General features: G+C 42.2%; 22 protein-coding genes. 16 read left to right on the top strand and 6 right to left on the bottom strand.

Features of this window, described 5'->3' with window-relative positions:
- Nucleotides 1–130: 130 nt before the first annotated feature.
- The 11 genes from Q0788_RS02165 (at nucleotide 131) to radA (ending at nucleotide 10,967) form a co-directional block, all read left to right on the top strand.
- A complete protein-coding gene (locus tag Q0788_RS02165) occupies nucleotides 131–748 on the top strand; it encodes a 6-carboxytetrahydropterin synthase (protein ID WP_160022666.1) in 618 nt (205 codons plus the stop codon).
- Nucleotides 741–1,271, top strand: a complete 531-nt coding sequence (gene tsaE, locus Q0788_RS02170; RefSeq protein WP_298807556.1) for a tRNA (adenosine(37)-N6)-threonylcarbamoyltransferase complex ATPase subunit type 1 TsaE — start codon at nucleotides 741–743, stop codon at nucleotides 1,269–1,271. The genes Q0788_RS02165 and tsaE overlap by 8 nt, the downstream gene beginning before the upstream one ends.
- Before the next feature lie 53 nt (nucleotides 1,272–1,324).
- On the top strand, nucleotides 1,325–3,112 hold the full coding sequence (mutL, locus tag Q0788_RS02175) for a DNA mismatch repair endonuclease MutL (RefSeq protein WP_298807557.1): 1,788 nt from the start codon (nucleotides 1,325–1,327) through the stop codon (nucleotides 3,110–3,112).
- A gap of 82 nt (nucleotides 3,113–3,194) precedes the next feature.
- Nucleotides 3,195–4,361 carry a tRNA (adenosine(37)-N6)-dimethylallyltransferase MiaA gene (gene miaA / locus Q0788_RS02180; protein WP_298807559.1) on the top strand — a complete coding sequence of 389 codons (1,167 nt, stop codon included), beginning with the start codon at nucleotides 3,195–3,197 and terminating at the stop codon, nucleotides 4,359–4,361.
- Nucleotides 4,362–4,688: 327 nt separating this feature from the next.
- The gene (gene hfq / locus Q0788_RS02185; protein ID WP_298807561.1) at nucleotides 4,689–5,216 is read left to right on the top strand and encodes an RNA chaperone Hfq; all 528 of its coding nucleotides are present in this window, start codon (nucleotides 4,689–4,691) and stop codon (nucleotides 5,214–5,216) included.
- Nucleotides 5,217–5,433: 217 nt separating this feature from the next.
- Nucleotides 5,434–6,426: a KpsF/GutQ family sugar-phosphate isomerase gene (locus Q0788_RS02190; RefSeq protein ID WP_298807563.1), complete on the top strand. Its 993-nt coding sequence runs from the start codon at nucleotides 5,434–5,436 to the stop codon at nucleotides 6,424–6,426.
- A gap of 77 nt (nucleotides 6,427–6,503) precedes the next feature.
- Nucleotides 6,504–7,070, top strand: coding sequence for an HAD family hydrolase (locus Q0788_RS02195; protein ID WP_102091770.1), 567 nt, complete (start codon nucleotides 6,504–6,506; stop codon nucleotides 7,068–7,070).
- Nucleotides 7,067–7,651 (top strand): LPS export ABC transporter periplasmic protein LptC, encoded by a 585-nt coding sequence (lptC, locus tag Q0788_RS02200; RefSeq protein WP_298807566.1) that lies wholly within the window; start codon nucleotides 7,067–7,069, stop codon nucleotides 7,649–7,651. The genes Q0788_RS02195 and lptC overlap by 4 nt, the downstream gene beginning before the upstream one ends.
- A 158-nt stretch (nucleotides 7,652–7,809) precedes the next feature.
- Nucleotides 7,810–8,298 (top strand): lipopolysaccharide transport periplasmic protein LptA, encoded by a 489-nt coding sequence (gene lptA, locus Q0788_RS02205; RefSeq protein ID WP_179799007.1) that lies wholly within the window; start codon nucleotides 7,810–7,812, stop codon nucleotides 8,296–8,298.
- A gap of 74 nt (nucleotides 8,299–8,372) precedes the next feature.
- A complete protein-coding gene (gene lptB / locus Q0788_RS02210) occupies nucleotides 8,373–9,152 on the top strand; it encodes an LPS export ABC transporter ATP-binding protein (RefSeq protein ID WP_101205036.1) in 780 nt (259 codons plus the stop codon).
- 378 nt (nucleotides 9,153–9,530) lie between these two features.
- Nucleotides 9,531–10,967 (top strand): DNA repair protein RadA, encoded by a 1,437-nt coding sequence (radA, locus tag Q0788_RS02215; protein ID WP_102094543.1) that lies wholly within the window; start codon nucleotides 9,531–9,533, stop codon nucleotides 10,965–10,967.
- Nucleotides 10,968–11,129: 162 nt separating this feature from the next.
- Here the strand turns inward: radA and Q0788_RS02220 are convergent, their stop codons facing one another.
- Nucleotides 11,130–11,744, bottom strand: a complete 615-nt coding sequence (locus Q0788_RS02220) for a septal ring lytic transglycosylase RlpA family protein (protein WP_101205034.1) — start codon at nucleotides 11,742–11,744, stop codon at nucleotides 11,130–11,132.
- Nucleotides 11,745–12,574: 830 nt separating this feature from the next.
- Nucleotides 12,575–13,717, bottom strand: coding sequence for a rod shape-determining protein RodA (rodA, locus tag Q0788_RS02225; protein WP_057760433.1), 1,143 nt, complete (start codon nucleotides 13,715–13,717; stop codon nucleotides 12,575–12,577).
- A 284-nt stretch (nucleotides 13,718–14,001) separates the two neighbouring features.
- Here rodA and Q0788_RS02230 point away from each other — a divergent pair, with 284 nt between their 5' ends.
- Both Q0788_RS02230 and Q0788_RS02235 read left to right on the top strand, forming a co-directional pair.
- The gene (locus Q0788_RS02230; RefSeq protein ID WP_298807568.1) at nucleotides 14,002–14,949 is read left to right on the top strand and encodes a D-Ala-D-Ala carboxypeptidase family metallohydrolase; all 948 of its coding nucleotides are present in this window, start codon (nucleotides 14,002–14,004) and stop codon (nucleotides 14,947–14,949) included.
- A gap of 268 nt (nucleotides 14,950–15,217) precedes the next feature.
- Nucleotides 15,218–15,793 (top strand): hypothetical protein, encoded by a 576-nt coding sequence (locus tag Q0788_RS02235; protein WP_298807569.1) that lies wholly within the window; start codon nucleotides 15,218–15,220, stop codon nucleotides 15,791–15,793.
- Nucleotides 15,794–15,941: 148 nt separating this feature from the next.
- Here Q0788_RS02235 and Q0788_RS02240 read toward each other — a convergent pair whose 3' ends face one another.
- The 3 genes from Q0788_RS02240 to Q0788_RS02250 form a co-directional block, all read right to left on the bottom strand.
- Nucleotides 15,942–17,519 carry a pitrilysin family protein gene (locus tag Q0788_RS02240; protein ID WP_298807570.1) on the bottom strand — a complete coding sequence of 526 codons (1,578 nt, stop codon included), beginning with the start codon at nucleotides 17,517–17,519 and terminating at the stop codon, nucleotides 15,942–15,944.
- Between the two features lie 67 nt (nucleotides 17,520–17,586).
- The gene (locus Q0788_RS02245) at nucleotides 17,587–19,083 is read right to left on the bottom strand and encodes a pitrilysin family protein (protein ID WP_298807571.1); all 1,497 of its coding nucleotides are present in this window, start codon (nucleotides 19,081–19,083) and stop codon (nucleotides 17,587–17,589) included.
- A gap of 65 nt (nucleotides 19,084–19,148) precedes the next feature.
- Nucleotides 19,149–19,298 carry a hypothetical protein gene (locus Q0788_RS02250; RefSeq protein ID WP_165598598.1) on the bottom strand — a complete coding sequence of 50 codons (150 nt, stop codon included), beginning with the start codon at nucleotides 19,296–19,298 and terminating at the stop codon, nucleotides 19,149–19,151.
- Between the two features lie 618 nt (nucleotides 19,299–19,916).
- On the opposite strand from Q0788_RS02250, the gene ftsY reads away from it, so the two are divergent.
- Both ftsY and Q0788_RS02260 read left to right on the top strand, forming a co-directional pair.
- Nucleotides 19,917–20,972: a signal recognition particle-docking protein FtsY gene (gene ftsY / locus Q0788_RS02255; RefSeq protein WP_298807674.1), complete on the top strand. Its 1,056-nt coding sequence runs from the start codon at nucleotides 19,917–19,919 to the stop codon at nucleotides 20,970–20,972.
- Nucleotides 20,973–21,026: 54 nt separating this feature from the next.
- Nucleotides 21,027–21,593: a methylated-DNA--[protein]-cysteine S-methyltransferase gene (locus Q0788_RS02260; RefSeq protein ID WP_298807572.1), complete on the top strand. Its 567-nt coding sequence runs from the start codon at nucleotides 21,027–21,029 to the stop codon at nucleotides 21,591–21,593.
- An 80-nt stretch (nucleotides 21,594–21,673) separates the two neighbouring features.
- Here the strand turns inward: Q0788_RS02260 and Q0788_RS02265 are convergent, their stop codons facing one another.
- The gene (locus Q0788_RS02265; protein ID WP_160022690.1) at nucleotides 21,674–22,423 is read right to left on the bottom strand and encodes a YebC/PmpR family DNA-binding transcriptional regulator; all 750 of its coding nucleotides are present in this window, start codon (nucleotides 22,421–22,423) and stop codon (nucleotides 21,674–21,676) included.
- A gap of 317 nt (nucleotides 22,424–22,740) precedes the next feature.
- Between Q0788_RS02265 and Q0788_RS02270 the strand changes: the two genes are divergently transcribed.
- The gene (locus tag Q0788_RS02270; protein ID WP_057760421.1) at nucleotides 22,741–23,571 is read left to right on the top strand and encodes an ion transporter; all 831 of its coding nucleotides are present in this window, start codon (nucleotides 22,741–22,743) and stop codon (nucleotides 23,569–23,571) included.
- The last annotated feature ends 7 nt before the right edge of the window (nucleotides 23,572–23,578 follow it).

The raw sequence follows: 23,578 nt of genomic DNA on the forward strand, positions 1-23,578 counted from the left end.
TATTAATAAGTGCTTACTTACGGATACATGGCGATTTGCTATAATGAGCCATAAACCGATTCATAAACGCGGCAAACTCTTATTTATTAACATTTAGCACCATAGTGCTTACTGTTTTGGTCAAATTATTATGCGTATTCGTAAACTGTTCAAATTTGAAAATGCTCACATCGTTCGTAATTGTAGTTCTGAGCGTTGTAAGCATTCGATTCATGGTCACAGCTATCAGATTGAGCTGATCCTTGAGGCCACTCGTTTAGACCATGGGCAAATGGTTTATGACTTTGGCCTACTAAAATCTTCTATCAAAGACATTATCGATAGCTTTGATCATGCTATTTGTTTTTGGAACAAAGATGATCCTGAGTATGTCGCAGCGTGTAAGAAATTTAGCGCACGTTGGATAAGCTTGCCAGTTTCACCATCGGCAGAGCAGTTTTCACGAGTGATATTCTTTTGGGCGCAAGAAATACTACGTCAGACACAAATGCAAAATGGTGAAGCAGATGTCAGCGTGTACTCAGTGATTGCCCACGAGACGGCGACAGGGTATGCACAGTGTTTTGCTGATGATGTTGCAAACGCTCAAATGGGTAAGCTAGTTTTAGAGGACTTTGAATTCAGTGAGCAGGTTCGTGCTGAGTGGACTGACTCTGAGCTGTATGCCAAGCTGATTCGCGGTGAAAGCTTTACCAATCCAACCGTAACCATGCAGGTACAGACAGAGCAGGTTCAGCCTAATGTGTGATGGTCAATCTATAGAAAATGGCAAATACTTAAAGACTCTGATATTAAACTCTGAGCAAGATACTCAATCATTGGCTGAGCAATTAGCGACATTACCACTGACAGGTAGCGTGTGGCTGGCAGGGGACTTGGGCGCTGGTAAAACGACATTGACGCGTTATTGGTTACAAGCGCTTGGTCATACAGGTGCGGTAAAAAGTCCAACCTATACCTTGGTTGAGCCTTATAGTATTCAGCGAAAAGATGGTTCGATCAAGCCGGTTTATCATGCAGATTTATATCGTCTCCAAGATCCAGAAGAACTGTCTTTTATTGGATTTGACGAGTATCTTGATGAGCCTGAAGCGTTAGTCATCATCGAATGGGCTAGCCGCGCGGATAGCTATTTGCCACCGCCTACGTTATTCATCGATATGACCCAAAGTGTAAGCGGTGATAACGACACTGAAGCACGCCAAGTGCAGTTGAGAGTGTCAAAGGCAGGTCAAGCGCAGGGTTTGGATTTATCACAACTTATCATCTAAATGAATATCTAAATTATACCAAACGCTACTTTCCAAAAATATGACATCTATCTATGCCTGATAATCATCCTAATACCCGCATCAAAAAACTATCGCCGTTGCTAATCAATCAATTAGCAGCAGGTGAGGTGGTGACACGTCCAGCAGCAGTGGTCAAGGAGTTGCTAGAAAATGCCATCGATGCTGGTGCGACCAATATTGAGGTGCGCATCACTCAAGGCGGTATGGGTCTGATTGAGGTAGTGGATAATGGGGTCGGCATTCATCCTGATGACATGGTCATGGCCATCACTCGTCATGCGACCAGTAAGGTTGCTGACGTTGCTAACTTGCATGGTATTACGACATTGGGTTTTCGCGGTGAAGCGTTAGCGGCGATGGCTGCTGTCTCGCGTTTGACCTTAATCAGTAGTCATGATGAGAGCGGTATCGGTCGTCAATTACAGGTCGCTGGCGTATTAGTAGATGACACACCAAAACTGTTACCAGTTGTCCATAACCGCGGTACTACGATTGTCGTAAAAGATTTGTATTTCAATGTGCCTGCCCGCCGTGGCAACCTAAAATCTATTGCCACTGAATTTGGTCATATCGAAACCATCGTCCGAGAGGTTGCACTGGCGCGTGCCGATGTTGCTTTAACACTTTTTCATGACAATAAACAGCGGCTATCATTATCTGCAAGTGCTACGGGTATTAGTGGTAACAATGACAGTCGCTTGCCACTACCGCGGTTGGAACAAGCGACTGGTATGGCATTGACAGATAATGCATTAGCAATATCGATAGATTTGTCGAGTCTGGTGCAGTCGTCTGTAGCGTACGATGATAGCAATGTTAATCAAGCAGCGATTAGTGGTTGGTTATGGCCGCTACATTATGACAAATCTGACTTACCCAAGCTGATTTATGTAAATGGCAGACTGGTAAAAGAAGCATTGATTAGCAATCAGATACGTCAACTGGCGCAAGGTGCGCAGCTAGCAGGTATGGGGTATGCACTGTATTTTGATTTGCCAACTCAATGGTTAAATATCAATGTGCATCCATCTAAACAGCGTATCAAAATCAGTCCATTGAATAATATTATGGCGCACTTAGGCCATACAGTTCGTACGCAGTTGAAAACGATTGATGTAGCTAAGTTTGGGCTTGGAATTGATTCTGCATCTGCGTCCGTAGCGACGACAGAAACTGACAGCCAATACAAATCTGTGGAATGGGTAGATAATAATGCTTCTGAAGGTCGTTCGTCTGAAATGCCCATCTCAAGTAGTCAGTCTAGCAATAACCAAAGGCAGAATAATCAAGTAGAATCTACTAGACAGTCTTATCAGTCTACTGCAAACCAATCACTTTCAAGTAATCCTTTATTGCAAGAGTCATTGCGATCTCATATCAATGAGCGATCAGACCAAAGTAACAATAGTAACAACAGCACTTCACATTATTCTGATGGAGCAGCTACCTCTGCATCTTTACCAATTTGCTTAGATATCATTAACGATGTAGAAGCTGTTGACATGGACTTAAACACAGATGATAAAAAGCTACCTTGGTTATTATTTTATCACCAAGGGCAGTGTGCACTGATAAGTGCTAAAGACTGGCAGTTTAAAGTAAGCCAGTTGTTCGAATCACTTACCTCTAGTCATCAAGTATTCAAAAAAGATAGATTGCCAAGCAGTGCTACTGAGTTTAATCAGCAACTTATAACGGTCAATGCGCAAATGTCTGCGCAAGATTCAATGGTTTTAGTGAATGATTTCACTGAAATAATTATGAAACATACTATTAAAACGATAGATAGCCACTGCTTAGTAAAGCTAATGCTATCCTGAATATCTCAAGACGGTTACAACATCTTAAAGCAATCAAACCAGTTGTTATCTGAGTTATCCATATATTATGAAAGGCCACTTTATGCAATATTCGTCTGATAGCCTACCTCACAAGCTGGCGGATAATAGCGTAGTTTGTCTTATGGCACCAACTGCTAGCGGCAAGACATCACTGGCATACGAGCTATACGATACAGGTCGTTTTGAATTAATTTCTGTGGACTCAGCGCTGATATATCGTGACATGAACATTGGCACAGCCAAGCCAACAGCGGCTGAGCTGGCGCGTTATCCACATCATTTGGTCGATATCATCGATCCTACGCAAAGCTATAGCGTGGCGGAGTTTGTCAGTGACGTCGCTCGCCTCATTGATGAGTGTCACAGAAATGGCAAGATACCATTATTAGTAGGCGGTACCATGATGTATTACATGGCGCTACTCGATGGGTTGTCTCCTGTGCCCGATAGCGATGACAGCGTACGGGCGAGCGTAGAGCAGTGGCGTCAAGAAGAAGGTATTAGCGCTCTATATGATTATTTGGGGAGTATAGACCCTATAAGTCATGAGCGCTTGAATGCTACTGATACTCAGCGTATCACGCGAGCAATTGAAGTCTATCTACAAACACGTATTCCAATAAGTGACTGGCAGCGTAAGCCAAAGCAAGCATTGGCACATAATCCGAATCAACAGTGGCACGCGCTATCGGTAATGCCAGATCGTCTATGGCTACATGATCGTATCGAACAACGCCTAGATATCATGTGGAATGAAGGGCTGGTGACTGAAGTCATAGACTTACTAAAAAAGTATCCGCTCACGCCTAATATGCCTTCGATGCGCTGTGTGGGTTACAGGCAAGTACTAGAATACTTGGTGCGTGTTGACCATCCGATATTTGATGAGACTCATCTGGATAAAGCTCAATTTTATGACGTTTTTGAAAAGCATATAGCTGTCAACGAAAAAAAAGAAATTTCAGATAATGTTGCTCAGTCAGCTGCTCAACCAAACATGGCTAATCAAGAGACCAAGGCGCTTGCTTGTCAGGAAATGCAAAATAAGGCATTATATGCTACAAGACAGCTAGCAAAACGACAGTACACATGGCTAAGAAAGGTAATGCAATTGCCTAGCACATCATCAACTGGGGTAGTAGAATCTGAGAGCGGGGCTGATGCTAGCAGTCGTATGATATTACAAACGTTTGAAACCATGGCCGAAGCACGAGAGTACTTGTCTTAAGGTGCAATGATAGCTAACACAATTAGTTTCAAAAATTGACATAGATAGCTGTTATAATTTGGCTCAGTGCATTGAGCATCGTTACGATGTCTGACCTATGAACTTTTGTAGACAGAAAGTATTAACGAAACAACCAGTTACTTAATTATTTACAATAATAACGTATTCGCGATAAAGTGGAATCACTTAAGAGCAACGAATATTTATTTAGATACGTTTTATAAAGAAAACACCTTATTGTATCTACCTTTTAGCCATTATAATTAAATTAACACTTAAAATAATTGGCACTCAAAACATAACTATATAATATTTAGGAGAGATTTCATGTCAAAAGGACAAACTTTACAAGATCCGTTCTTGAACTCGCTGCGCAAAGATCGCATTCCTGTCTCTATTTTTTTGGTAAATGGTATTAAATTACAAGGCCAAATTGAATCATTTGATCAATATGTCGTTCTCCTGAAAAATACAGTGAGCCAAATGGTATATAAGCATGCCATTTCAACAGTCGTGCCAGCACGTAACCCACGTAGTAGCACAACGACAGGTACAAGTGCTCAGCCTCAGAGCGCAGCACCGACTGGATATCAAGGCGGTGGCTTTGAACGTGGTAGTAACCCTGTTGCTGGCGGCTTTGAAGAACGTGGATTTGCATCGAGCCGTAGTGGATTTAATCGTGGTGGTTTTAGCCAAGGTCAAGATCGTGGTTTTGAGCGTGGTGGCTTCGGTCAAGGTCAAGAGCGCGGGTTTGAGCGTGGTGGCTTCGGTCAAGATCGTGGGTTTGATACCACGGCAGATAACACAGGCTTTGAAGATAAGCCAAACGACGGTTCTAATGATAGCAATAGCTAACTCGTTGCATTAATTGAGCATGTTGTCTAGAAAATATTAAGACATGATTTATTCGTTTAAAACCTGCTGATATAGTGGGTTTTTTTTGTATAGATAGCAGCAAGCTCTTTATTCCGTATGAAGCACTATATTAGTGTAGATTTTGTAGACCATTACTAATATTAAACATAGTGTAGTAAAATAGCGTATTGATTCATTATAAAAATAGAGCGGATTCATGAATGATACCAAAAACAACTTAACCCATGAGCAATTTATTACCACTGCTATCGAGGCCATTAACACAGAGATATCTGCGTTAGCACTACTAACAGAGCAGATTGACGACAGATTTGCCCAAGCATGTGACATCATCCTGACTTGTAAGGGTCGAGTGGTAGTTACAGGCATGGGTAAGTCAGGGCTAATTGGACGCAAGATTGCAGCGACTTTTGCCTCAACTGGTACGCCTGCTTTTTTTATGCATCCTGGTGAAGCAGGACATGGTGATTTGGGGATGCTTGTGAAAGGTGATGTGCTGCTTGCTATTTCAAACTCAGGTGAGTCAGATGAAATCAAGATGCTATTACCAGTGGTCAAACATCTAAATATCCCTCTCATCAGTATCAGTCGTGATAAGCGCGGTATGTTACCACGAGCAGCTGACATTGTATTAACGCTCGGTCAGTCGCAAGAGGCTTGTCCACTTAATCTAGCGCCTACCTCCAGTACGACAGCTACTTTAGCGCTCGGGGATGCGTTAGCGGTTGCTTTAGTACACGCACGTAATTTCACTTCTGAAGATTTTGCATTATCGCACCCTGCTGGTGCCCTGGGTCGTCAGCTATTGACACGTGTCGAAGATTTAATGCATACCAATTCAGAAGACTTGCCTTTGATTCATCAGCAGGCCCCATTGCAACAAGCTTTGTTTACTATGTCTGCCGGACGACTGGGCATGACAGTAGTGACTGACGATAACAACAAGGTCGTCGGTGTGTTCACAGATGGTGACTTGCGCCGAGGGTTAGAAAAAGGCATCGATCTACAAACGCCAATGCATGAAGTAATGGTCAGTAATCCACGCCATATCAGTAAAACGATGCGTGCGTCAGATGCGCTGAGTGTCATGAATGAGAGTGGTATTAGCCAGTTATTGATCATTGATAATGAAGATCGTTTAGAAGCTATTATTACCGTGCATGATTTGCTGCAAGCTGGGGTCAAATAAGGTTTGTGAGTTGCCGTTGAAATAGTTAAGCTATATAGAATGACGCTTCGAAAATAAATATTAAAAAGAGACAAATAATGCAGGACTTGATACAGAAAGCCGGACAAGTAAAACTATTGGTCATGGATGTCGATGGTATTTTATCCAATGGTCAAATTATCTATGATGCCAATGGTGTTGAGACCAAAGCGTTCTCCGTACATGATGGTGTGGGTGTTAAGTCGTTAGCACGCTACGGTATTTTGACAGCCATTATTACCGGCCGTAGTAGTGCAATGGTGAATAAGCGCGCAGCAGAAATGGGCGTCAACCATGTGGTTCAAGGCCGTGATGATAAATTAATCGCATTAAACGAGCTGCTATCGTCTTTAGATCCTGCCCTGAATATCACTGCTGCCGACTGTGCCTATATGGGCGATGATTTACCGGATATCAAAGCAATGCAAACAGTAGGATTCGCGGCAACCGTACCTAACGCGCATGCTGAAGTTATCAAGCGCAGTGACATGGTAACGACTCGTGCTGGCGGTACTGGTGCAGTGCGCGAGATATGTGACCTTATTTTAAAAGGTCATGGACATTATCAAGACTTTATCGCGCATTACACGCTTGATGAGGCGCAAACTCAGGATAACCAGTCGTGAATACACGTGTCTTAATTGTATTAGCCTTAATTATTGCTGGTATCGCAGGTTGGTTTTTTCAGCAGCAAGGCGACGTAACGCCGCCAGTCAATATTGAAACGACAGATGTCGATTATGAAGCTACCGATATTAAAGCCGTACAGACCAATGAACAAGGTGAAACCGAATACGAGCTTACCGCTGAGTCTTTGACGCATAATCCTGAGACCAATCAGGATGAAATGTCAGGTATTACCATGAATTGGGAGCCATCTGCAGAGCAACGCTATCGTATTCAGGCGGCCAGTGCAGCCATCAGTCAACAGACAGGGGAGCTCAGTTTATCAGGTGGATTTACACTGGTGAGCGAAGGCAATAAGAGTACCCCTGATATCGAACCGATAAAAGTGAATGGTAGTAGGCTAAAAGGTAATACGAAATCAGGCAAAGTATACAGTGATGCGCCTGTGAAAATCGAACAAGGCATGAATCGATTTGAAGCCTCTAGTATGACTGCCAATCTTGAGACGGGTGAGTACGAATTTGGCCAAGTGGCTGTTGCATTTTCTCCATCTGAACGCCAAGATAAAGCATTATTTTAGTCAAAGTCTTTCTTATTTACCGTGTCAAAAAATAGCAGCTAGCATAAAGTTTGCAAATCCTACCACCTATTATGAAATGAGTTATTTATATGAAACTTAAATTTTTGCCTACTTTACGTGCATCATCATTCTGCTTGCACAAATTGCGCGCACTGCCAATGGTGATGTTATTGGCGCTACCGCTATATAGTCATGCATTGCCATCAGATTCTAATCAGCAGATCAAATTACTAGCGGACAAAGCCACTTATAGTGAGCGTACTGGCGTGACCAGTTATGCAGGTAATGTTATTATTACTCAAGGTACGTTTAAGATGACGGCCGATAACATCACGGTCAATCTTTCTCAACAGCGCAGCATTAACTCAGCGGTAGCAACTGGCCGTCCAGCGACTATGCAGCAAGTAGTCACGCAAGAAAAGGGCTTGGCAAAAGGGCAGGCTAACAAGATTGACTACAACGCAGTGTCTGGGATTATTACGCTAACTGGCAATGCAAAGCTGGTTCAGAATGGCGCAAGCTTTGCTGGTAACGTCATTCGTTATAGCCTAAAAGCAGGTGATGTTGAAGCAACCGCTGGCGGCAATCAGCGCGTTGAACTGGTATTCCCGCCTAACAATGGTACAAATCAGAGTGGCGTACGTTAATCCAAATAAACAGGCTATGAGTAAATAAGTCTGCCTTTAGCAATGCTTAAATTTTGTGAAAGTAAGAGTAAGTTATGAGCGATGATAAAAATCTAGACCTATCGGCATCAAATACCAATACGGCGCCTGTCGCTCGATTGACTATGCAAAATTTAGGCAAGCGCTATGGAAAGCGTTGGGTAGTCAAAGACGTTTCATTTTCTGTCGAACAGGGTCAAGTCGTCGGACTGTTGGGGCCTAACGGTGCTGGTAAAACGACTAGCTTTTATATGGTGGTGGGACTAGTCAATATGGATAAAGGCCGTGTTACGCTAGGTAAAATGGATTTATCTAAATACGCAATGCACGAGCGAGCGCGTGCAGGTATCGGTTATTTACCACAAGAGGCATCAATCTTTCGTAAATTGTCTATTGAAGACAATATCTTAGCTATTTTACAGACTCGCACAGAATTAAGTAAAGCTGAACAACAGCAAGAACTTGAAAAGTTGATTGGCGAGTTCCATTTAGAACATGTACGCAAGTCTCAGGGTATGAGCGTATCAGGCGGTGAGCGTCGACGCTGTGAGATTGCGCGAGCATTGGCCGCTGATCCTAAGTTTATCTTATTAGATGAGCCTTTTGCAGGGGTAGATCCTATCTCTGTTGGTGATATCAAAGACGTTATTTTAACGTTAAAGAATCGCGGCATTGGCGTTTTGATCACCGATCACAATGTTCGAGATACACTGGCTATTTGCGAAAAGGCTTATATCGTATCAGAAGGGGCTATCATTGCAGAAGGCACTTCGGCTGAAGTGTTAGAAAATGATTTAGTAAAATCTGTTTATCTAGGTAAAGACTTTCAAGTATAAGTGAGAGCGTTAAACCCCTTATCTCATACTCTATTTTATATAGTGCGCTCAAAACAAAAAGGTGCCGTTAAAGTAGAGTTATGCTGTTATAGATTTTCCTTACTTCCTATGCATTTTGCTTTACAAACGCTGCGTAAAACTACACCAATAACTTTGTGTTTCCTGATTAACTAATAAGAGCTGGCTAAAACTATTTTATATAGAGCTTATAAGCCAGTTACTACTTATATCTACAATTAACACCATTCTCTTTCAAGTACAGCTTCCAAAACCAATAGCTGACTTATCATAACAAATATTTTTGAATCAGCGCTTATAAAGCGTGACAATACTTTCTTCATTATTCTCGATTGACCCTCTGAATAAGGCTTATAAGCTATGGCAAAAAATAAAAGCAGCTATGTCTGTCAGCATTGCGGTGCGCATTTTGGTAAATGGGCCGGGCAGTGTACGGATTGCGGGGAATGGAATAGCTTGGTCGAAGCCCCAAATGTCAGCATGCCTCATCACAATAAGAGCACCGCGAAGCCTAATAACGCACGAGCTGCTACTCGTGGTACCAGTGCGCCAGCTGGTAACTACTCTGGTACTCACAGTGCTGTCATGCCGCTTAATGCAGTAAGTGTAACGCTCGACACGCGCCTACCAACCGGTATTAGTGAGTTTGATCGCGTACTGGGTGGTGGGTTAGTGGCAGGTTCTGTGGTGTTAATCGGTGGTGATCCAGGTATTGGTAAATCAACTATCTTGCTGCAAACAGCGACCAATATGGCACGGGCAGATTCACTGGCAGGTAGTGCATTATACGTGACGGGTGAAGAGTCACTTGCACAGGTGGCCATGCGAGCCAAACGCTTAGACTTGCCTGCTGATAGACTGCGTGTACTAGCCGAAACTAACGTAGAAACTATCTGTGCTGCATTAACGCAAGAGCAGCCAGCCATCGCTATCATTGATTCTATTCAGACGATTTATACGGACGCTATTAACTCTGCGCCAGGTGGTGTCAGTCAGATTAGAGAGTCTGCTGCGATTTTGACTCGCTATGCTAAGCAAACGGGAACGGCGCTATTTTTAGTAGGACATGTGACCAAAGAAGGTACGCTAGCGGGTCCGCGAGTATTGGAGCATATGGTTGATACCGTACTTTATTTTGAAGGCCAGTCTGACTCGCGTTTTCGTATGATTCGTGCGGTCAAGAATCGCTTTGGTGCGGTTAACGAACTGGGTATCTTTGGTATGACTGATATGGGGCTCAAAGAAGTCGCCAATCCATCAGCGATATTTTTGAGTCGTTATGACAAACCTGTTGCTGGGTCAGTTGTCATGGTCAGTCGTGAGGGAACAAGGCCGCTATTAGTAGAAGTGCAGGCCTTGGTAGATGATTCACAAGGCTCACCTAGAAGAATGGCGCTGGGTTTAGACTTCCAACGTTTATCCATGCTACTAGCAGTGATGCATCGTCACGGCGGGATACATACTAGTGGACAAGATGTCTATGTCAACGTTGTTGGTGGCGTCAAAGTTATAGAAACGGGATCTGATTTGGCCGTACTGTTGGCCTGTGCTTCAAGTATTAAAGAGAGAGCGTTACCATCTTCATTAGCAGTATTCGGCGAAGTTGGTTTATCTGGCGAAATCCGTCCAGTACCTAATGGACAAGAGCGCCTGAAGGAAGCGATGAAACATGGGTTTAAGCATGCCATCATTCCAAAGGCCAATGCGCCTGCTAAAGATGCACCTCAGTTTAAAGGTATCAACGTGATTGCTGTTGAGCGCCTGGATGACGCTATCGAAAGCGCATTTGAGTTATAAGGTATATAGAATTAGTAGTACTTTGTTTTGAGTAGTCAAGTCTCTACTATTAGCCTAGAGCGATAAATATGAACCATAAAAAAAGCCTAACTAATGATTAGTTAGGCTTTTTTTGCCATATAGGCTAGCAATATTATTGGTCTCTAAAACCGATATCTAAAATTAAGGTCCTGCAACGCGCTCGATAGCAACGTTACCCACGCCTTTGCTCGTAATACCGAGTTTTTTGGCAGCACCATAAGATAAGTCTAATACACGGTTACCATGGAATGGGCCGCGATCGTTCACTTTTACTACGACACTTTTGCCATTAGTCTTGTTAGTGACTTTGACATAGCAGTTCAACGGCAATGAGCGATGCGCTGCAGTTAAACCGTTCATATCGAAAGTTTCGCCACTGGCAGTCTTGCGACCATGAAACTTACGCCCATACCAAGACGCGAGACCAGTCTGCTTAAATTTGCTGACAGAGTTAGAAGCAACAGCTGTTAGGCGCTCTAGTACGTCTTCATCATTGGTAACTTGTGTCGTATCATTGGCTAACAATGAGCTGCTAAGTGCCAATGAAGTCGGCTGACGAGCTGACTTTACCAAACTTGATGCACCATCATGTTGACGGCTTAATTCACCAAGTACACGGTCAATGTGGGAGGCGTTATCTTGCGAAATCATAGCAAGTGTGGTCTTTGCTTCTACGGCATTTGCATTGGTAGCGACTGCAGATCCAGCAAATAACATTGCTGACATTGTAAGTAAACCAGATAAACGCTTGTTCATAAATACCTCTATAACTTATACATCAAAACCTAACTCTAAATATTTTAGATTGAGCATGGCATTAATCTATTATTCTCATATTGATTAATGAATGGCTCTTATAGATATTAATATATGGTAATTTTTCATTTCATTATCATCAGTATTCAGTACATCTAATAGAGAGACTGACGATACGCTCAAATGATAGTTAGCGATAAGCATTGAATACAAAGTCCAAAATCAGGACTGAGTGACAATGTCACTATATGTCGTATTTACATGATGTGCGATATACAAACTTCTTTAGAATGCTAAGTTAATAAAAGGTTCAGAGGACATCGCGTATTGCTTTGTTATCAAACCGTTAATTAAGTAGTGTATTTGAAAGTCTGGAATCTACAAGATGCTAACTATACGGCTACGCTACAACCTAAATATATTTAAATGCAAAGTTTATTAGTAGCTATGTACGGGTTATGTATCAGAGTACAGTAAAACGAGGTTAACGCAATTTTTTGTAAAAAACAAGGAATAAAATCTTTCTGAACTTATAGGCGATTAACTCATATTGAAAATCATGTCTATTTACTATTAAAAATAAGAGGCGCTAAAACGAACAATTATTTCAGATTTGTAACTATTATAGTGATTGATACGAACATACATTATATGAAGAGCATTAAAATAAAAAAGCCATAACGCGAAGAATAAAACTCTTCTTCGCGCTATGGCTCATTGTCTTTTATCAAATCATTAGTAGTACAAAACAATTTATCTTAATGGTACTACCATAATTATTATAACGACTTACTTGAAAGACGAATTATACAGAAAGTATCCTATCCCAGTTAGCCAGATTTATGTGTATGGATAGACATGAGTAAGCCAAATCCTGCCATCAGAGTCACGATAGCCGTACCACCATAACTAATGAATGGTAGTGGAACACCTACGACAGGCAAAATACCGCCAACCATGCCGACATTGACGAATATATAAACAAAGAAAGACATGGCGATAGCACCAGCCAACAATCTACTATAAACATCAGGATGAGTGAAAGCGATATATAAGGCGCGTGAAAGAAGGCAGAAATAAATGAACATCAGTAGCATCACACCGAGTAAACCAAACTCTTCGGAGAAGGCGGCAATAATAAAGTCAGTATGGCCTTCTGGTAGGAAATGTAGGTGTGATTGCGTGCCTTCTAGATAGCCTTTTCCAGTAAGACCACCAGAGCCAATGGCTGTCTTCGATTGAATGATGTTCCACCCAGCACCTTGTACATCTGCTTCAGGATTAAGGAGTGTCAATACCCGCGTACGCTGATAGTCGTGGAGTAAAAAGTTCCAAGCAAAAGCAATAAACGGCACAGCTAAAATTACAGCAGCAGAAATCAATCGCCACGAGAGGCCTGCTAAGAAAAGCACAAATATGCCGCTAGCAGCGACCAGTAACGACGTACCAAGATCAGGCTCTTTAGCAATTAATAGCACCGGTACAATGATCAATGCTAAGGTAATAGCAATGCTAGATGCTGACGGTGGCAAATCACGCTTAGACAAAAACCAAGCACACATCATTGGCATACCCAGCTTCATAAACTCTGAAGGCTGCACACTACCGAACCCAGGCAAATTGATCCAGCGCTGAGCACCCATACGTACTTCACCGATAATATCTACCAATACCAATAATATAAGTCCTAAGACATAAAATATGGGCGTAAAAGTACGATAGAGACTGGGCGGTATCTGCGCCATGGTAAACATTACCGCGAATGCCACTCCATAACTGACCATTTGGCGAATAACCATACCAATATCTTGGCTGGCGGCGCTGTATAGAATCGTCAGACCAATACAACAAACCGTCAATAACAGTAAAGTTAACCATGGGTCGATATGAATACGTTGCCATAGCGTCGGTGCATGACCTTGACCCAAATGATGGCTCTGACGTGAAAAACGATATTGCGGGTTAGAAGACATAGGCAGAATTTGGCTAACAATTGGTGTAGGAGGGAAGTACTAACTAAATTATCTCATTGTAAATAATGATGAGAAGCGTACTTAAAAGTACCGACTTTAATAAAAGTATGCGAGCACGCGATGGCTATATCATTCACAAATAATAATAAAGTCACTCAATTATAAAAGTTGTAAGGATAAGTGTTAATTATCAATATTGGACTTCAAATTAGAAGCGATAGTTTAGCCTGCTTGTTGAAAATTTGATAGTATCGATAAAACGTTTTTAGCGGTAGTTTATTGCAATGATAAAATCAAAAATCCATGCGTATAGGCAAATTTGCCAACCTATTATCACTCTTATCCTATGTGCTGGCAGTGTCAGTGCTCATGCCGTTATCATCAGTGATGATAGTGAACGCCGTATTCAAATACGTCAAAGTAGCAGTACAAGCAATAACAGTAATGCGTATATAACGCCCTCTACTAACAGCTCATATCAGCGTCCTGGTGTTACCATGTTGAGTGGTGCGAACGCATCAAATAGCGACAGTATGCAAAACTTGATTGTGCAAAAGCAGCGTGATTTCGAGATTGATGCTAGGTTGTCCATTGAAGAAAACAAACGTGTGAATGTAGTGAGACGCGGTACTACTTATAGTACAGCAAACAACACCTATAATGGTGCTTATAACGATTCTATGAGTATGGACTTTAACGCATGGTTAAATAGCAATAGCTATCGTGCCAGACAAGTAGCAGATTACGAACGCTATCTCAGCGCCCGAGTCGGGCCACAGAATGTACCGCCATTGTCGCAACTGCTGACGACTGCCCGTAGTTGGAGTAAATGTGGGTATGAGCCGTATCAATTGCCGCCTCAAGAGTTATGGTCTAACATTGTACCAACATTGCGCCTTTATAGTGAGTTGAAAAACCAAGGTATTTTGCCACTCAGCAGTGAGATACGTTCGGTATATCGTAACCCAGGTTTGAATGACTGTGCGGGCGGGGCAGACGGTAGTAAGCATATGAATGCAAGTGCTATGGATATCTGGGTACCTGAGTACGAAGACAATTTATGGCGCTTGAGTACCATGCATGATGGCTTATGTCAGTTTTGGCAGTATCAAGGACAGCCTTATAACTTTGGCTTAGGATTATACGCGACGGGAGCTATTCATTTAGATACGGATGGTTATCGTAAATGGGGATTCAATCACGCTAGTAGTTCCTCTTCTTGCCGCTATTAATTGACTTATCAAGAATTGAGAATTCAAATGAATATAAAGTTAGCCGAGATAACGCTAGATATATATTCATTTTTATATATACTATTCCGGTGTTTACTAAAAATAATAATTTTGTAATTATTTGGTAGGATTCGTAGGATAGACACATGAGTTAATTAAAAATTTGTTTGGTCTTTAAAAACTATGCTTTAATAATATGTGTTATCAATCGCCTTTATATTTTCATGGCTTATAAAGAAAACCACCAAATTTACTTTAAGCGAAAACTATGAAAAATCAGCGCTCGACAATGAAAAACTATCATAAATTAAATAACGAGAATCAAAGTTTTTTGCACTCGAATTATAAGTATGGTGCTTTGTTTACTTCTGCACTTATGTCGGTATTATTGATTAATGCGTGTAGTACAGAGATGTCCTCTGAAAACAATATGATAGTGACGGATAAGTCTGATAGACATATACAAAGCTCTAAAGAGATAGAAGATAGTATCAAGAACTCTTATGCTCGTTTGGCATCTAAGCGCTCTGATGTCTGTCCAAAATTAATTCAAGAAGAAACAGGTAATCAGGTTATCGAACGTATATCAGAGGTCATGGTAAATGACTACTGTGATTATTTCTTATATCCGCGAGAGGGTCAGCGCCTCAATGTTAAAGTAGATAACCGTCAAATAGAAGCGCTATTAATTGTGCCGACGCTACATAACTTTGCCAATGGTAATTATAAAGTGACGTCTTATGATAAGCATGTTATCCGTTTGAGCTATAACGGGGCTACCCATAAGCCTGAGCATTTTGTCTATGATGTTGCGCTAAAAATTTCTGACGCCAAGTATTCCTAATGCCAAGCATTAAGAATGTTCTGCTTCTTATTTAAAGATTATAGCCGTTCAAATATTTAAATGGACATATTATGAGTAGTATTTTTTACCATTTATAATACGTCCATTGGATTGATAACGCTTATTTCTAATATTGCTTCCTAGCGATTTATTTCTTACTGGTTTTTTCTACCACTTTCTTTTCTTTCCAAGGATCTTCTTGCCCAACCGTAACTATTAAAAAGTTATCAGGCTTTAGCGTATCTCGCATGGTTTGATTGACCTCTGAAAGTGTGACTTGATCAATGCGATTGGTATAGTCAGCTAAGTAATTATTCGGCAATTGGTAAAAATTCATCATTCCAAGTAAGCTATTAATACCAGCATTGCTCGCAAACCCCATCGGGAAGCTGTTTTTCAAATTATCTGTAGTTAAGCGCATCTCCTCATTGGTGATACCCTTGTCTAGCGTCTCATTGATAACCGCTAAGCTTGCATCAATGGCCGCACGCGCCTTGTCATTACGTGTTGAAAAACCAATCTGGTAGGGACCTCGAGAGAGCATCGGATTCATCGATCCCGAGATTCCATAAGTATAGCCGAGGTTCTGTCTTACCTCCGTCATTAGTCGCGCATTAAAGTCACTGCCTGCCATGACTTCGTTTCCAACAGCAAAGTTGGTTTGCTGCTGCTGTGCTATTGGGTCGGTAGCTCGTTTGCTACCTAGCTGTCCCATGAGTACAGTGGTTTGAGTGCTTGGGAATGGAATATGAACGTGCTGCGCTTTGGTAAGCGGTTTCGGCTCAGGTAAATCAGTGGCAGCTTGGCCAGTAGGCAATTTAGCAGTGATGTCTTCTGCCAGTTTTTTGGCTTGTTTTAATGTCAGGTTGCCGGTCATAGCAACAGACGCGTTGGCTGCAACTAGATATTTATTTTTAAAGTCTATCAGTTGTTGCTTCTCAATCGTAGGAACGCTTTCTAGCGTGCCGACTGATGGATGCGCGTAAGGGTGAGTACCATATAGAGCCTCGTTGAAAGCGATACTTGCTAAGCTATTAGGATCTTGTTTTTGTTGCTGCAGGCCTACCAACAGTCTTGCTTTATTGCGAGCTAGAACTTGCTCGTCAAACGTAGGCTCACTTACCATCTGTGTCATTAAGTCAATGGCTGGCAGGAGATGCTTATCATCAGATAGGCTACGCAGTGAAACGATGAACATGTCCTTATAGGCGCTACTGCTTAGATTGATGCCCAACGTTTCCACTGCACGCGTAAATGCGTTTTCATCTAGGCTTTTTGAGCCCTGTTCGAGCATCGTCGCTGTCATATTAGCAATACCAAAACCTTCTTTTTTGATACTACCATCACGCGCGCTACCAGCATTAAAACGCAAATCAACATCGACAATTGGCAAGGTGGTCGTTTGTACAAACATAACAGGTACGCCAGACTTGGTCTTAAACTGTTGAATGGTCGGTACGGTGACTTTTAAAGGTTTGTCATCGGCTAAGCTGGTCAGTTTAGATAGAGCAGCAATTGGCGCACTTGCATCGACTGCAGCAGGTGAGCGGTAATCTTCAGCAGCTGTTGTATCAGCTTGAGCAGTAGTAGCCAAGATGCTAAAAGCAAAAATTACGCTAGCACTGAGATAAGATCCCTTTTTAGATGCGATAGTGCTTCTTATAGAGGCTGAAGCAGTTTTAAAAGATTTTGCTTTTGCTTTAGAGTCGTATTTATTCTGAATCATGAGTTTCTTCTTATTAAGAATACGGTGCTATGGCCATTTTTATGAGACGTTTGATAATAGGCAGCGACTATTTCGCTGGGGTTTTACTGTCTTTAGGTGGCACGACATGCATCACTGTTAAGTTGTCTTTGACCAAATATTTTTTGCTGGCAGCCTGAATGTCAGCCACACTGATACCGTCGAGCTTAGCTGGTAACTTAGCAAGCAGTCTGTCATCTAGACCGATAGATTGTAACGAGCCAATCATACGTGCCTGTCCTTCCATGCTGTCTTGCGCATAAATCAAACCAGTAACCGTATTGGTCTTGGCGCGACTGATCTCGTCATCGGCAATAGGATCGGTTTTTAGCTTTTCTATTTCCGAAGTTATAGCTTGTTGTGCTTGCTCTAAGCTGACGCCTTCACGCGGTGTTGCTTGAATCAAAAACAGCCCATCACCGCGATCTAGCAAGTCGTAAGAAGTACCAACCGTCGTCAATATACCTTGCTCACGTATCAGTCGACTCTCTAAGCGTGCAGATAAGCCGCCATCGAGCACATCTTGCGCAAGTGAAAGGGCATAAGCTTGTTTTTCATTGTTTGAGCCTGCCGTTGCAAGGCTTGGTACGTTGTAACCCATCAGTAGAACGGGCACTTGTACGGCTTGCTCAGAGTCTACCTTTTGATAACCACGGAAGCCTTTTTGAGTCACAGAGGTACGTTTGGGTAGGTTGCTTTTTTCTAAATCACCGAAGTAACGTTTGACTTGAGTAAGTACTTCTTGTGGTTGCACGTCGCCGACGATGACTAACGTTGCATTATTTGGTGCATACCATGTCTTATACCAGTCTTTTAAATCTGAAAGTTTAATCGATTCTAGCTCGCTCATAGGCCCAATAACAGATTCGCCTTTTGGGCTATCAGGTAAGGCCAGCAGACGAAATGACTCATACGCTTTGGCAAGCGGATTGTCATCAGTACGTTGGCGGCGCTCCTCCATGACCACTTGATGCTCTTTTACAAATTCTTTTTCATCGAATATAAGGTTTTTCATGCGATCTGCTTCAAGCTCTAACGCTAACGGCATACGATTGGCAGGGAATAGCTCGTAGTACCCCGTATAGTCATAACTGGTAAAGGCATTGTTGACGCCGCCAAACTTAGCAATTAGCCGCTCATAATCATCACTAGAAACGTTGGTCGTGCCCTTAAACATCATGTGCTCGAGTAAGTGAGAGATACCACCTTTATCAAGAGGCTCATCTGCCGAGCCCACTCGGTACCAGATTTGTGTCATAGCGACTGGGGCACGGTGGTCTTCTTTTATGACAACTTTTAGACCATTTTCTAACTGATATTCATGTCGACCTGACATATCCATTGTCAACTCAGATGGCTGTGTGTCTTTGCTCGTTTTATTTTCATCTGATATGTTTTGAGCCAAGCTATCAGTTGCGATTGAGCTTGTCGCAGTTGCAGAGTTAATAGGCATCGTATTGGTTTGACATGCAGCAAGTGACGCTGCTACTGCTAAGGCACAAGCAATGCGTAATGGCGCAGCTGCTAGAGGTAAAGACAATGGCATGGTATGGTCTACTTATATAAAATAATAATAGAAGAATTAAATGCTAATCATAGCGATAGAAGGCATTACAAAGAGGTCTGAGCACCAACCATAACGCTAGCAGTCGGTCTAAACTCTTGCGTCGTGGTGCAACCCGTCACCAATATAGTCGTCGTTAATAAAACAGCCACACTGATGCTGCTGATTTTTTTGTAGTGCTTAGAGAGTAATGACATAACAGATTCCTAATAAGTATTTATCGAATAAGTCTTGGTAGAGTAGGCGAAGTCTGACAAGTAACAGGTCAGAATTTTGTGTCCAAACCTTAAGCAAAACTTTCTCAAATCATCGAGTGATTTTTTAAACAGATAAATTTTGACGATAGTCTAATAGGGTAAGGGCTGAGCATGACTTGAATTATGCTAAAATAGGTCAAAATTAAGCGTCATGTCGCTCGTAGCCAGATGACAACCTATAAATCCATTAACAATAAACAAATAATTGATTGTGATAACTTTTAGGGCAAATTTATGAACAACCCAAACAACAGTAACCGCGTAGTCATTAACCTTGATGCTGGTCTTGACGACTTAGATGACGATGATATTACCTTACCCAGTCTACCGGTGCAATCTGTGCCCATTATTGATGAAACAGAGAGTGTTGCTCCACAAAAGGATAGTACGGTAAACCAAGACGTCTCTAGTAATGTTGCTGCGGACAATATTGCTTTGGCGACGCCAATTGTTATGACAGAAGAGCATAACGTCCCTAAAGGTAATTCTGAAAGCTTTTCAAGCGCTACAGAGACAGCCGCTACAAGTCAAACTAATACTGCGTCAACCATTCCTGCTATGCCGTTGCAAGAGCAATTGGGCGATACACCAAGTGTAAACCCAGTGGCTGAAAGCGACACACAGGCAGCTACTACCAAAGAGCCTGCTACAGAGTCACAAGAGACAAAAGAAAATAAGAAAAAAGGCAGCTGGTTTAACCGTATGAAAACGGGCCTCAGTAAGTCACGCAAAAACTTAGCCGAAGGCATGGTCAGTATCTTAATCGGTGGTAAAGAGATTGATGACGAGTTATTAGAAGAAGTCGAAGATCAGCTATTGGTAGCTGATATCGGCGTCAACGCGACGAACCGTATCATCAAGAGCCTCACCGAACAGACAGATCGTGGTGACTTGATCTATGCTCATTCTTTATATAAAGCATTGCAAAGTGAATTGGTTGATATCCTCACACCAAAAGTTGAGCCATTGGTGATTGATACTAGCAAAAAGCCGTTTGTTATATTGGTAGTAGGTGTCAATGGCGTAGGGAAAACCACAACGATTGGTAAGCTTGCCAAGCGCCTACAGGGTGAAGGCAAATCAGTCATGCTGGCAGCGGGTGATACGTTCCGTGCGGCAGCTACTGAGCAGCTACAGATTTGGGGCGAGCGCAATCATATTCCAGTGGTAGCGCAAGGTCATGGTTCTGACAGCGCTTCTGTCATTTTTGATGCGATGCAGTCAGCCAAAGCGAAAAATATCGATGTGCTCATCGCCGATACTGCTGGACGTCTGCAAAACAAGACACATTTGATGGCAGAGTTAGAGAAAGTCGTACGTGTCATGCGTAAAGCGGATCCAAGTGCTCCGCATGAAGGTATGATTGTGCTAGATGCTGGCACGGGTCAAAATGCTATTAACCAAGTCGAATTGTTTAATAAAGTTGTGCCGCTGACAGGCATCACCATTACTAAGCTAGATGGTACGGCTAAAGGTGGCGTGGTGTTTAATATTGCCGAAACGACAGATGTGCCTATCCGCTATATTGGTGTAGGTGAGTCGATTGATGACTTACGTTCTTTTAGTCCGAAGCAATTTGTCGCCGCTTTGTTCGAGACCGATGATAAAGAATAAGAGAGCCAGTTTTAACTGGTAAATTATTTTTAAGACAATAGGGAAGTAGACGCTATGATAGTTACCACAGCAGCCTTTGGGTCACATCGATTAACACTGATTGCTCGTGTCAATGTGCATGGTCAGCCTATGCTCGTTGAAGCCAACTGGCTGCTGGCAGGTAACTCATGGCATAGCTCAAAATCTGTACCCAAACTTAAAAAGTACTATGGTCTGACAGATGAAGACTTTACCTTTATAGATAAAAATAGCCTAAGCATGAATGAACCTGCTCAAGCGTTATTAATAGAAACGATTTTCCAACTCAAAGATTATGCTGATGGTAAACGTAAGACGTTGGATTTGCCTTTAGACTTCTCTATGGGTACTGAGTTTCAGCGAAGAGTATGGCAGGCACTACAAGGTATTGAGTACGGCGAAACCATCAGCTATGCCACACTCGCGCAGCGTGTCAACAGTCCAAAGGGATTCCGTGCGGTCGCGCAGGCCAATGGCAAAAATCCTTTTAGCATTATCGTGCCTTGTCATCGAGTGATTGCGAGCGACGGTAAGCTTGGTGGCTATACAGGCGGGCTAGATAAAAAAGAGTATTTACTAGCACTAGAAGGAAGTTGGACATAAAACTGAGTCTGGAGCTATCTTAATAAAAAAGGGCCAAATACTTTTAGTATCTGGCCCTTTTTACTGAACAATTAATAAGTTTATGCTTCAAGCTGCGCCATAACGTCAGCAGAGAAGTTCACGTTAGTATAAACCTCTTGCACATCATCAGCATCTTCTAGCATATCAATCATCTTTATGATCTTTTCAGCATCATCGACATTGTCGATCTCAGCCGTGGTAGATGGTGACATAGTGACCTCAGCGTTGTCAGAAACAAGACCAGCCGCATTAAGGGCATCTTGGACTTGACCGAAACTTTCCCATTCAGTGATAACGAGTAAGCTTTCGCCATCATTTTCGATATCAACGGCGCCCGCATCTAGTGCAACGAGCATGACCTCATCTTCTAAACTAACATCGTTAAAAGTGATTTCGCCACGTTTAGTGAATAGATACGCCACTGAGCCTGATGTGCCAAGATTACCATCATTCTTGGTAAAAGCATGACGTACTTCGCTGACAGTACGGTTAAGGTTATCAGTCATGGTTTCGACCAATACAGCCACACCACCGACACCATAACCCTCATAACTTACTTCTTCCATGTTTTCATTATCGCCGCCGCCGGTACCACGGTCGACAGCACGATTAATCGTGTCGCGCGTCATATTGACGGATAGGGCTTTTTCGATAACGGCACGTAAGCGTGGGTTTTTGTCAGGATCGGGATCGCCTTGTTTGGCAGCTGAAACGATTTCACGAATAATTTTGGTAAATATCTTACCCCTTACTGCATCCTGACGGGCTTTACGGTGTTTAATATTTGCCCATTTTGAATGGCCTGCCATATAACATCCTTAAGTTCTACGTACTATTTTTATGGGTAAAAAAAGTGATCAACAACAACCTTCGATATCTGATTGCCTAATTTTATACTATCATTACTTTGTCTATTTGAGGTAGTAGCGCTACTGGCACGTTAACGATTTGTATGTTGTTGAGAGTGCTTTTTTGCTACACTGTGGCAACTTATAGATTGTATTCACTGTGATAGGTGAGCGATATTATAAACCAGTTTTAGCTATTTTGACCAACTTGCCCTTATCCATCACATTTTAAGTCATTGCGTGCTATCAAGCCATTGATTTTATAAAGTACTGATTCTATGAAGCAACCAACCGCCGAAGCTCTTACGCACTTGCGTAACCGTACGCATATCATTATTGAAGGCACAGATACTCGTCTGGGCAAGCTCTTTGATATTGTATTGCTGATTGCAATTTTAGCCAGTGTGGCCGTCGTCATGCTTGATAGTGTGCTATATATGCGTTTGCAGTATGGCACGTTGTTCTTTTATGCAGAGTGGTTTTTTACCATTTTGTTTACTATTGAGTATGCGTTAAGGCTGTTTTCAGCACCCAACCGCTTACGCTATGCTTTTAGCTTCTTTGGAATAGTAGATTTACTGTCTGTATTGCCAAGTTATTTGAGCCTAATGTTTGTGGGCGTACAATATCTACTCGTGATACGGGTATTACGTATTTTACGTGTGTTCCGCGTTCTTAAGCTCAAAGCCTATATGCAACAGGCTGGGTTTTTGGCGTCTGCATTAAAAACCAGTCAACAGAAAATTACGGTTTTCTTCTTATCGCTTGTATTATTGGTAACCATCTTCGGTTCAATTATTTACGTGGTAGAAGGGCCGGAGAATGGATTTACCAGTATTCCATTGTCTATCTATTGGGCCGTTGTTACGATGACGACGGTTGGCTATGGTGATATGTCACCCAAAACACCACTCGGGCAGGCGATTGCAACCATGGTCATGATCACGGGTTATTCGATTATTGCGGTACCAACAGGTATTTTTACGTCAGAGTTAGCACGTAATATGCGTCCACAACTTAACCCAGTGACTTGTCCAAATTGTGGTAAGTTCGGCCATGCAGTAGGTGCAGACTTTTGCGATCGTTGTGGACACGCGCTACATATCTAAAGATAGA

The sequence above is a fragment of the uncultured Psychrobacter sp. genome (genome assembly GCF_947500265.1).
GTDB lineage: Bacteria > Pseudomonadota > Gammaproteobacteria > Pseudomonadales > Moraxellaceae > Psychrobacter.

Excerpts from the sequence above, each read along its gene's own strand:
- Q0788_RS02165 (WP_160022666.1), top strand. The coding sequence starts at position 131 with ATGCGTATTCGTAAACTGTTCAAATTTGAAAATGCTCACATCGTTCGT.
- tsaE (WP_298807556.1), top strand. The coding sequence starts at position 741 with ATGTGTGATGGTCAATCTATAGAAAATGGCAAATACTTAAAGACTCTG.
- mutL (WP_298807557.1), top strand. The coding sequence starts at position 1,325 with ATGCCTGATAATCATCCTAATACCCGCATCAAAAAACTATCGCCGTTG.
- miaA (WP_298807559.1), top strand. The coding sequence starts at position 3,195 with ATGCAATATTCGTCTGATAGCCTACCTCACAAGCTGGCGGATAATAGC.
- hfq (WP_298807561.1), top strand. The coding sequence starts at position 4,689 with ATGTCAAAAGGACAAACTTTACAAGATCCGTTCTTGAACTCGCTGCGC.
- Q0788_RS02190 (WP_298807563.1), top strand. The coding sequence starts at position 5,434 with ATGAATGATACCAAAAACAACTTAACCCATGAGCAATTTATTACCACT.
- Q0788_RS02195 (WP_102091770.1), top strand. The coding sequence starts at position 6,504 with ATGCAGGACTTGATACAGAAAGCCGGACAAGTAAAACTATTGGTCATG.
- lptA (WP_179799007.1), top strand. The coding sequence starts at position 7,810 with ATGGTGATGTTATTGGCGCTACCGCTATATAGTCATGCATTGCCATCA.
- lptB (WP_101205036.1), top strand. The coding sequence starts at position 8,373 with ATGAGCGATGATAAAAATCTAGACCTATCGGCATCAAATACCAATACG.
- radA (WP_102094543.1), top strand. The coding sequence starts at position 9,531 with ATGGCAAAAAATAAAAGCAGCTATGTCTGTCAGCATTGCGGTGCGCAT.
- Q0788_RS02220 (WP_101205034.1), bottom strand. The coding sequence starts at position 11,744 with ATGAACAAGCGTTTATCTGGTTTACTTACAATGTCAGCAATGTTATTT.
- rodA (WP_057760433.1), bottom strand. The coding sequence starts at position 13,717 with ATGTCTTCTAACCCGCAATATCGTTTTTCACGTCAGAGCCATCATTTG.
- Q0788_RS02230 (WP_298807568.1), top strand. The coding sequence starts at position 14,002 with ATGATAAAATCAAAAATCCATGCGTATAGGCAAATTTGCCAACCTATT.
- Q0788_RS02235 (WP_298807569.1), top strand. The coding sequence starts at position 15,218 with ATGAAAAATCAGCGCTCGACAATGAAAAACTATCATAAATTAAATAAC.
- Q0788_RS02240 (WP_298807570.1), bottom strand. The coding sequence starts at position 17,519 with ATGATTCAGAATAAATACGACTCTAAAGCAAAAGCAAAATCTTTTAAA.
- Q0788_RS02245 (WP_298807571.1), bottom strand. The coding sequence starts at position 19,083 with ATGCCATTGTCTTTACCTCTAGCAGCTGCGCCATTACGCATTGCTTGT.
- Q0788_RS02250 (WP_165598598.1), bottom strand. The coding sequence starts at position 19,298 with ATGTCATTACTCTCTAAGCACTACAAAAAAATCAGCAGCATCAGTGTG.
- ftsY (WP_298807674.1), top strand. The coding sequence starts at position 19,917 with ATGCCGTTGCAAGAGCAATTGGGCGATACACCAAGTGTAAACCCAGTG.
- Q0788_RS02260 (WP_298807572.1), top strand. The coding sequence starts at position 21,027 with ATGATAGTTACCACAGCAGCCTTTGGGTCACATCGATTAACACTGATT.
- Q0788_RS02265 (WP_160022690.1), bottom strand. The coding sequence starts at position 22,423 with ATGGCAGGCCATTCAAAATGGGCAAATATTAAACACCGTAAAGCCCGT.
- Q0788_RS02270 (WP_057760421.1), top strand. The coding sequence starts at position 22,741 with ATGAAGCAACCAACCGCCGAAGCTCTTACGCACTTGCGTAACCGTACG.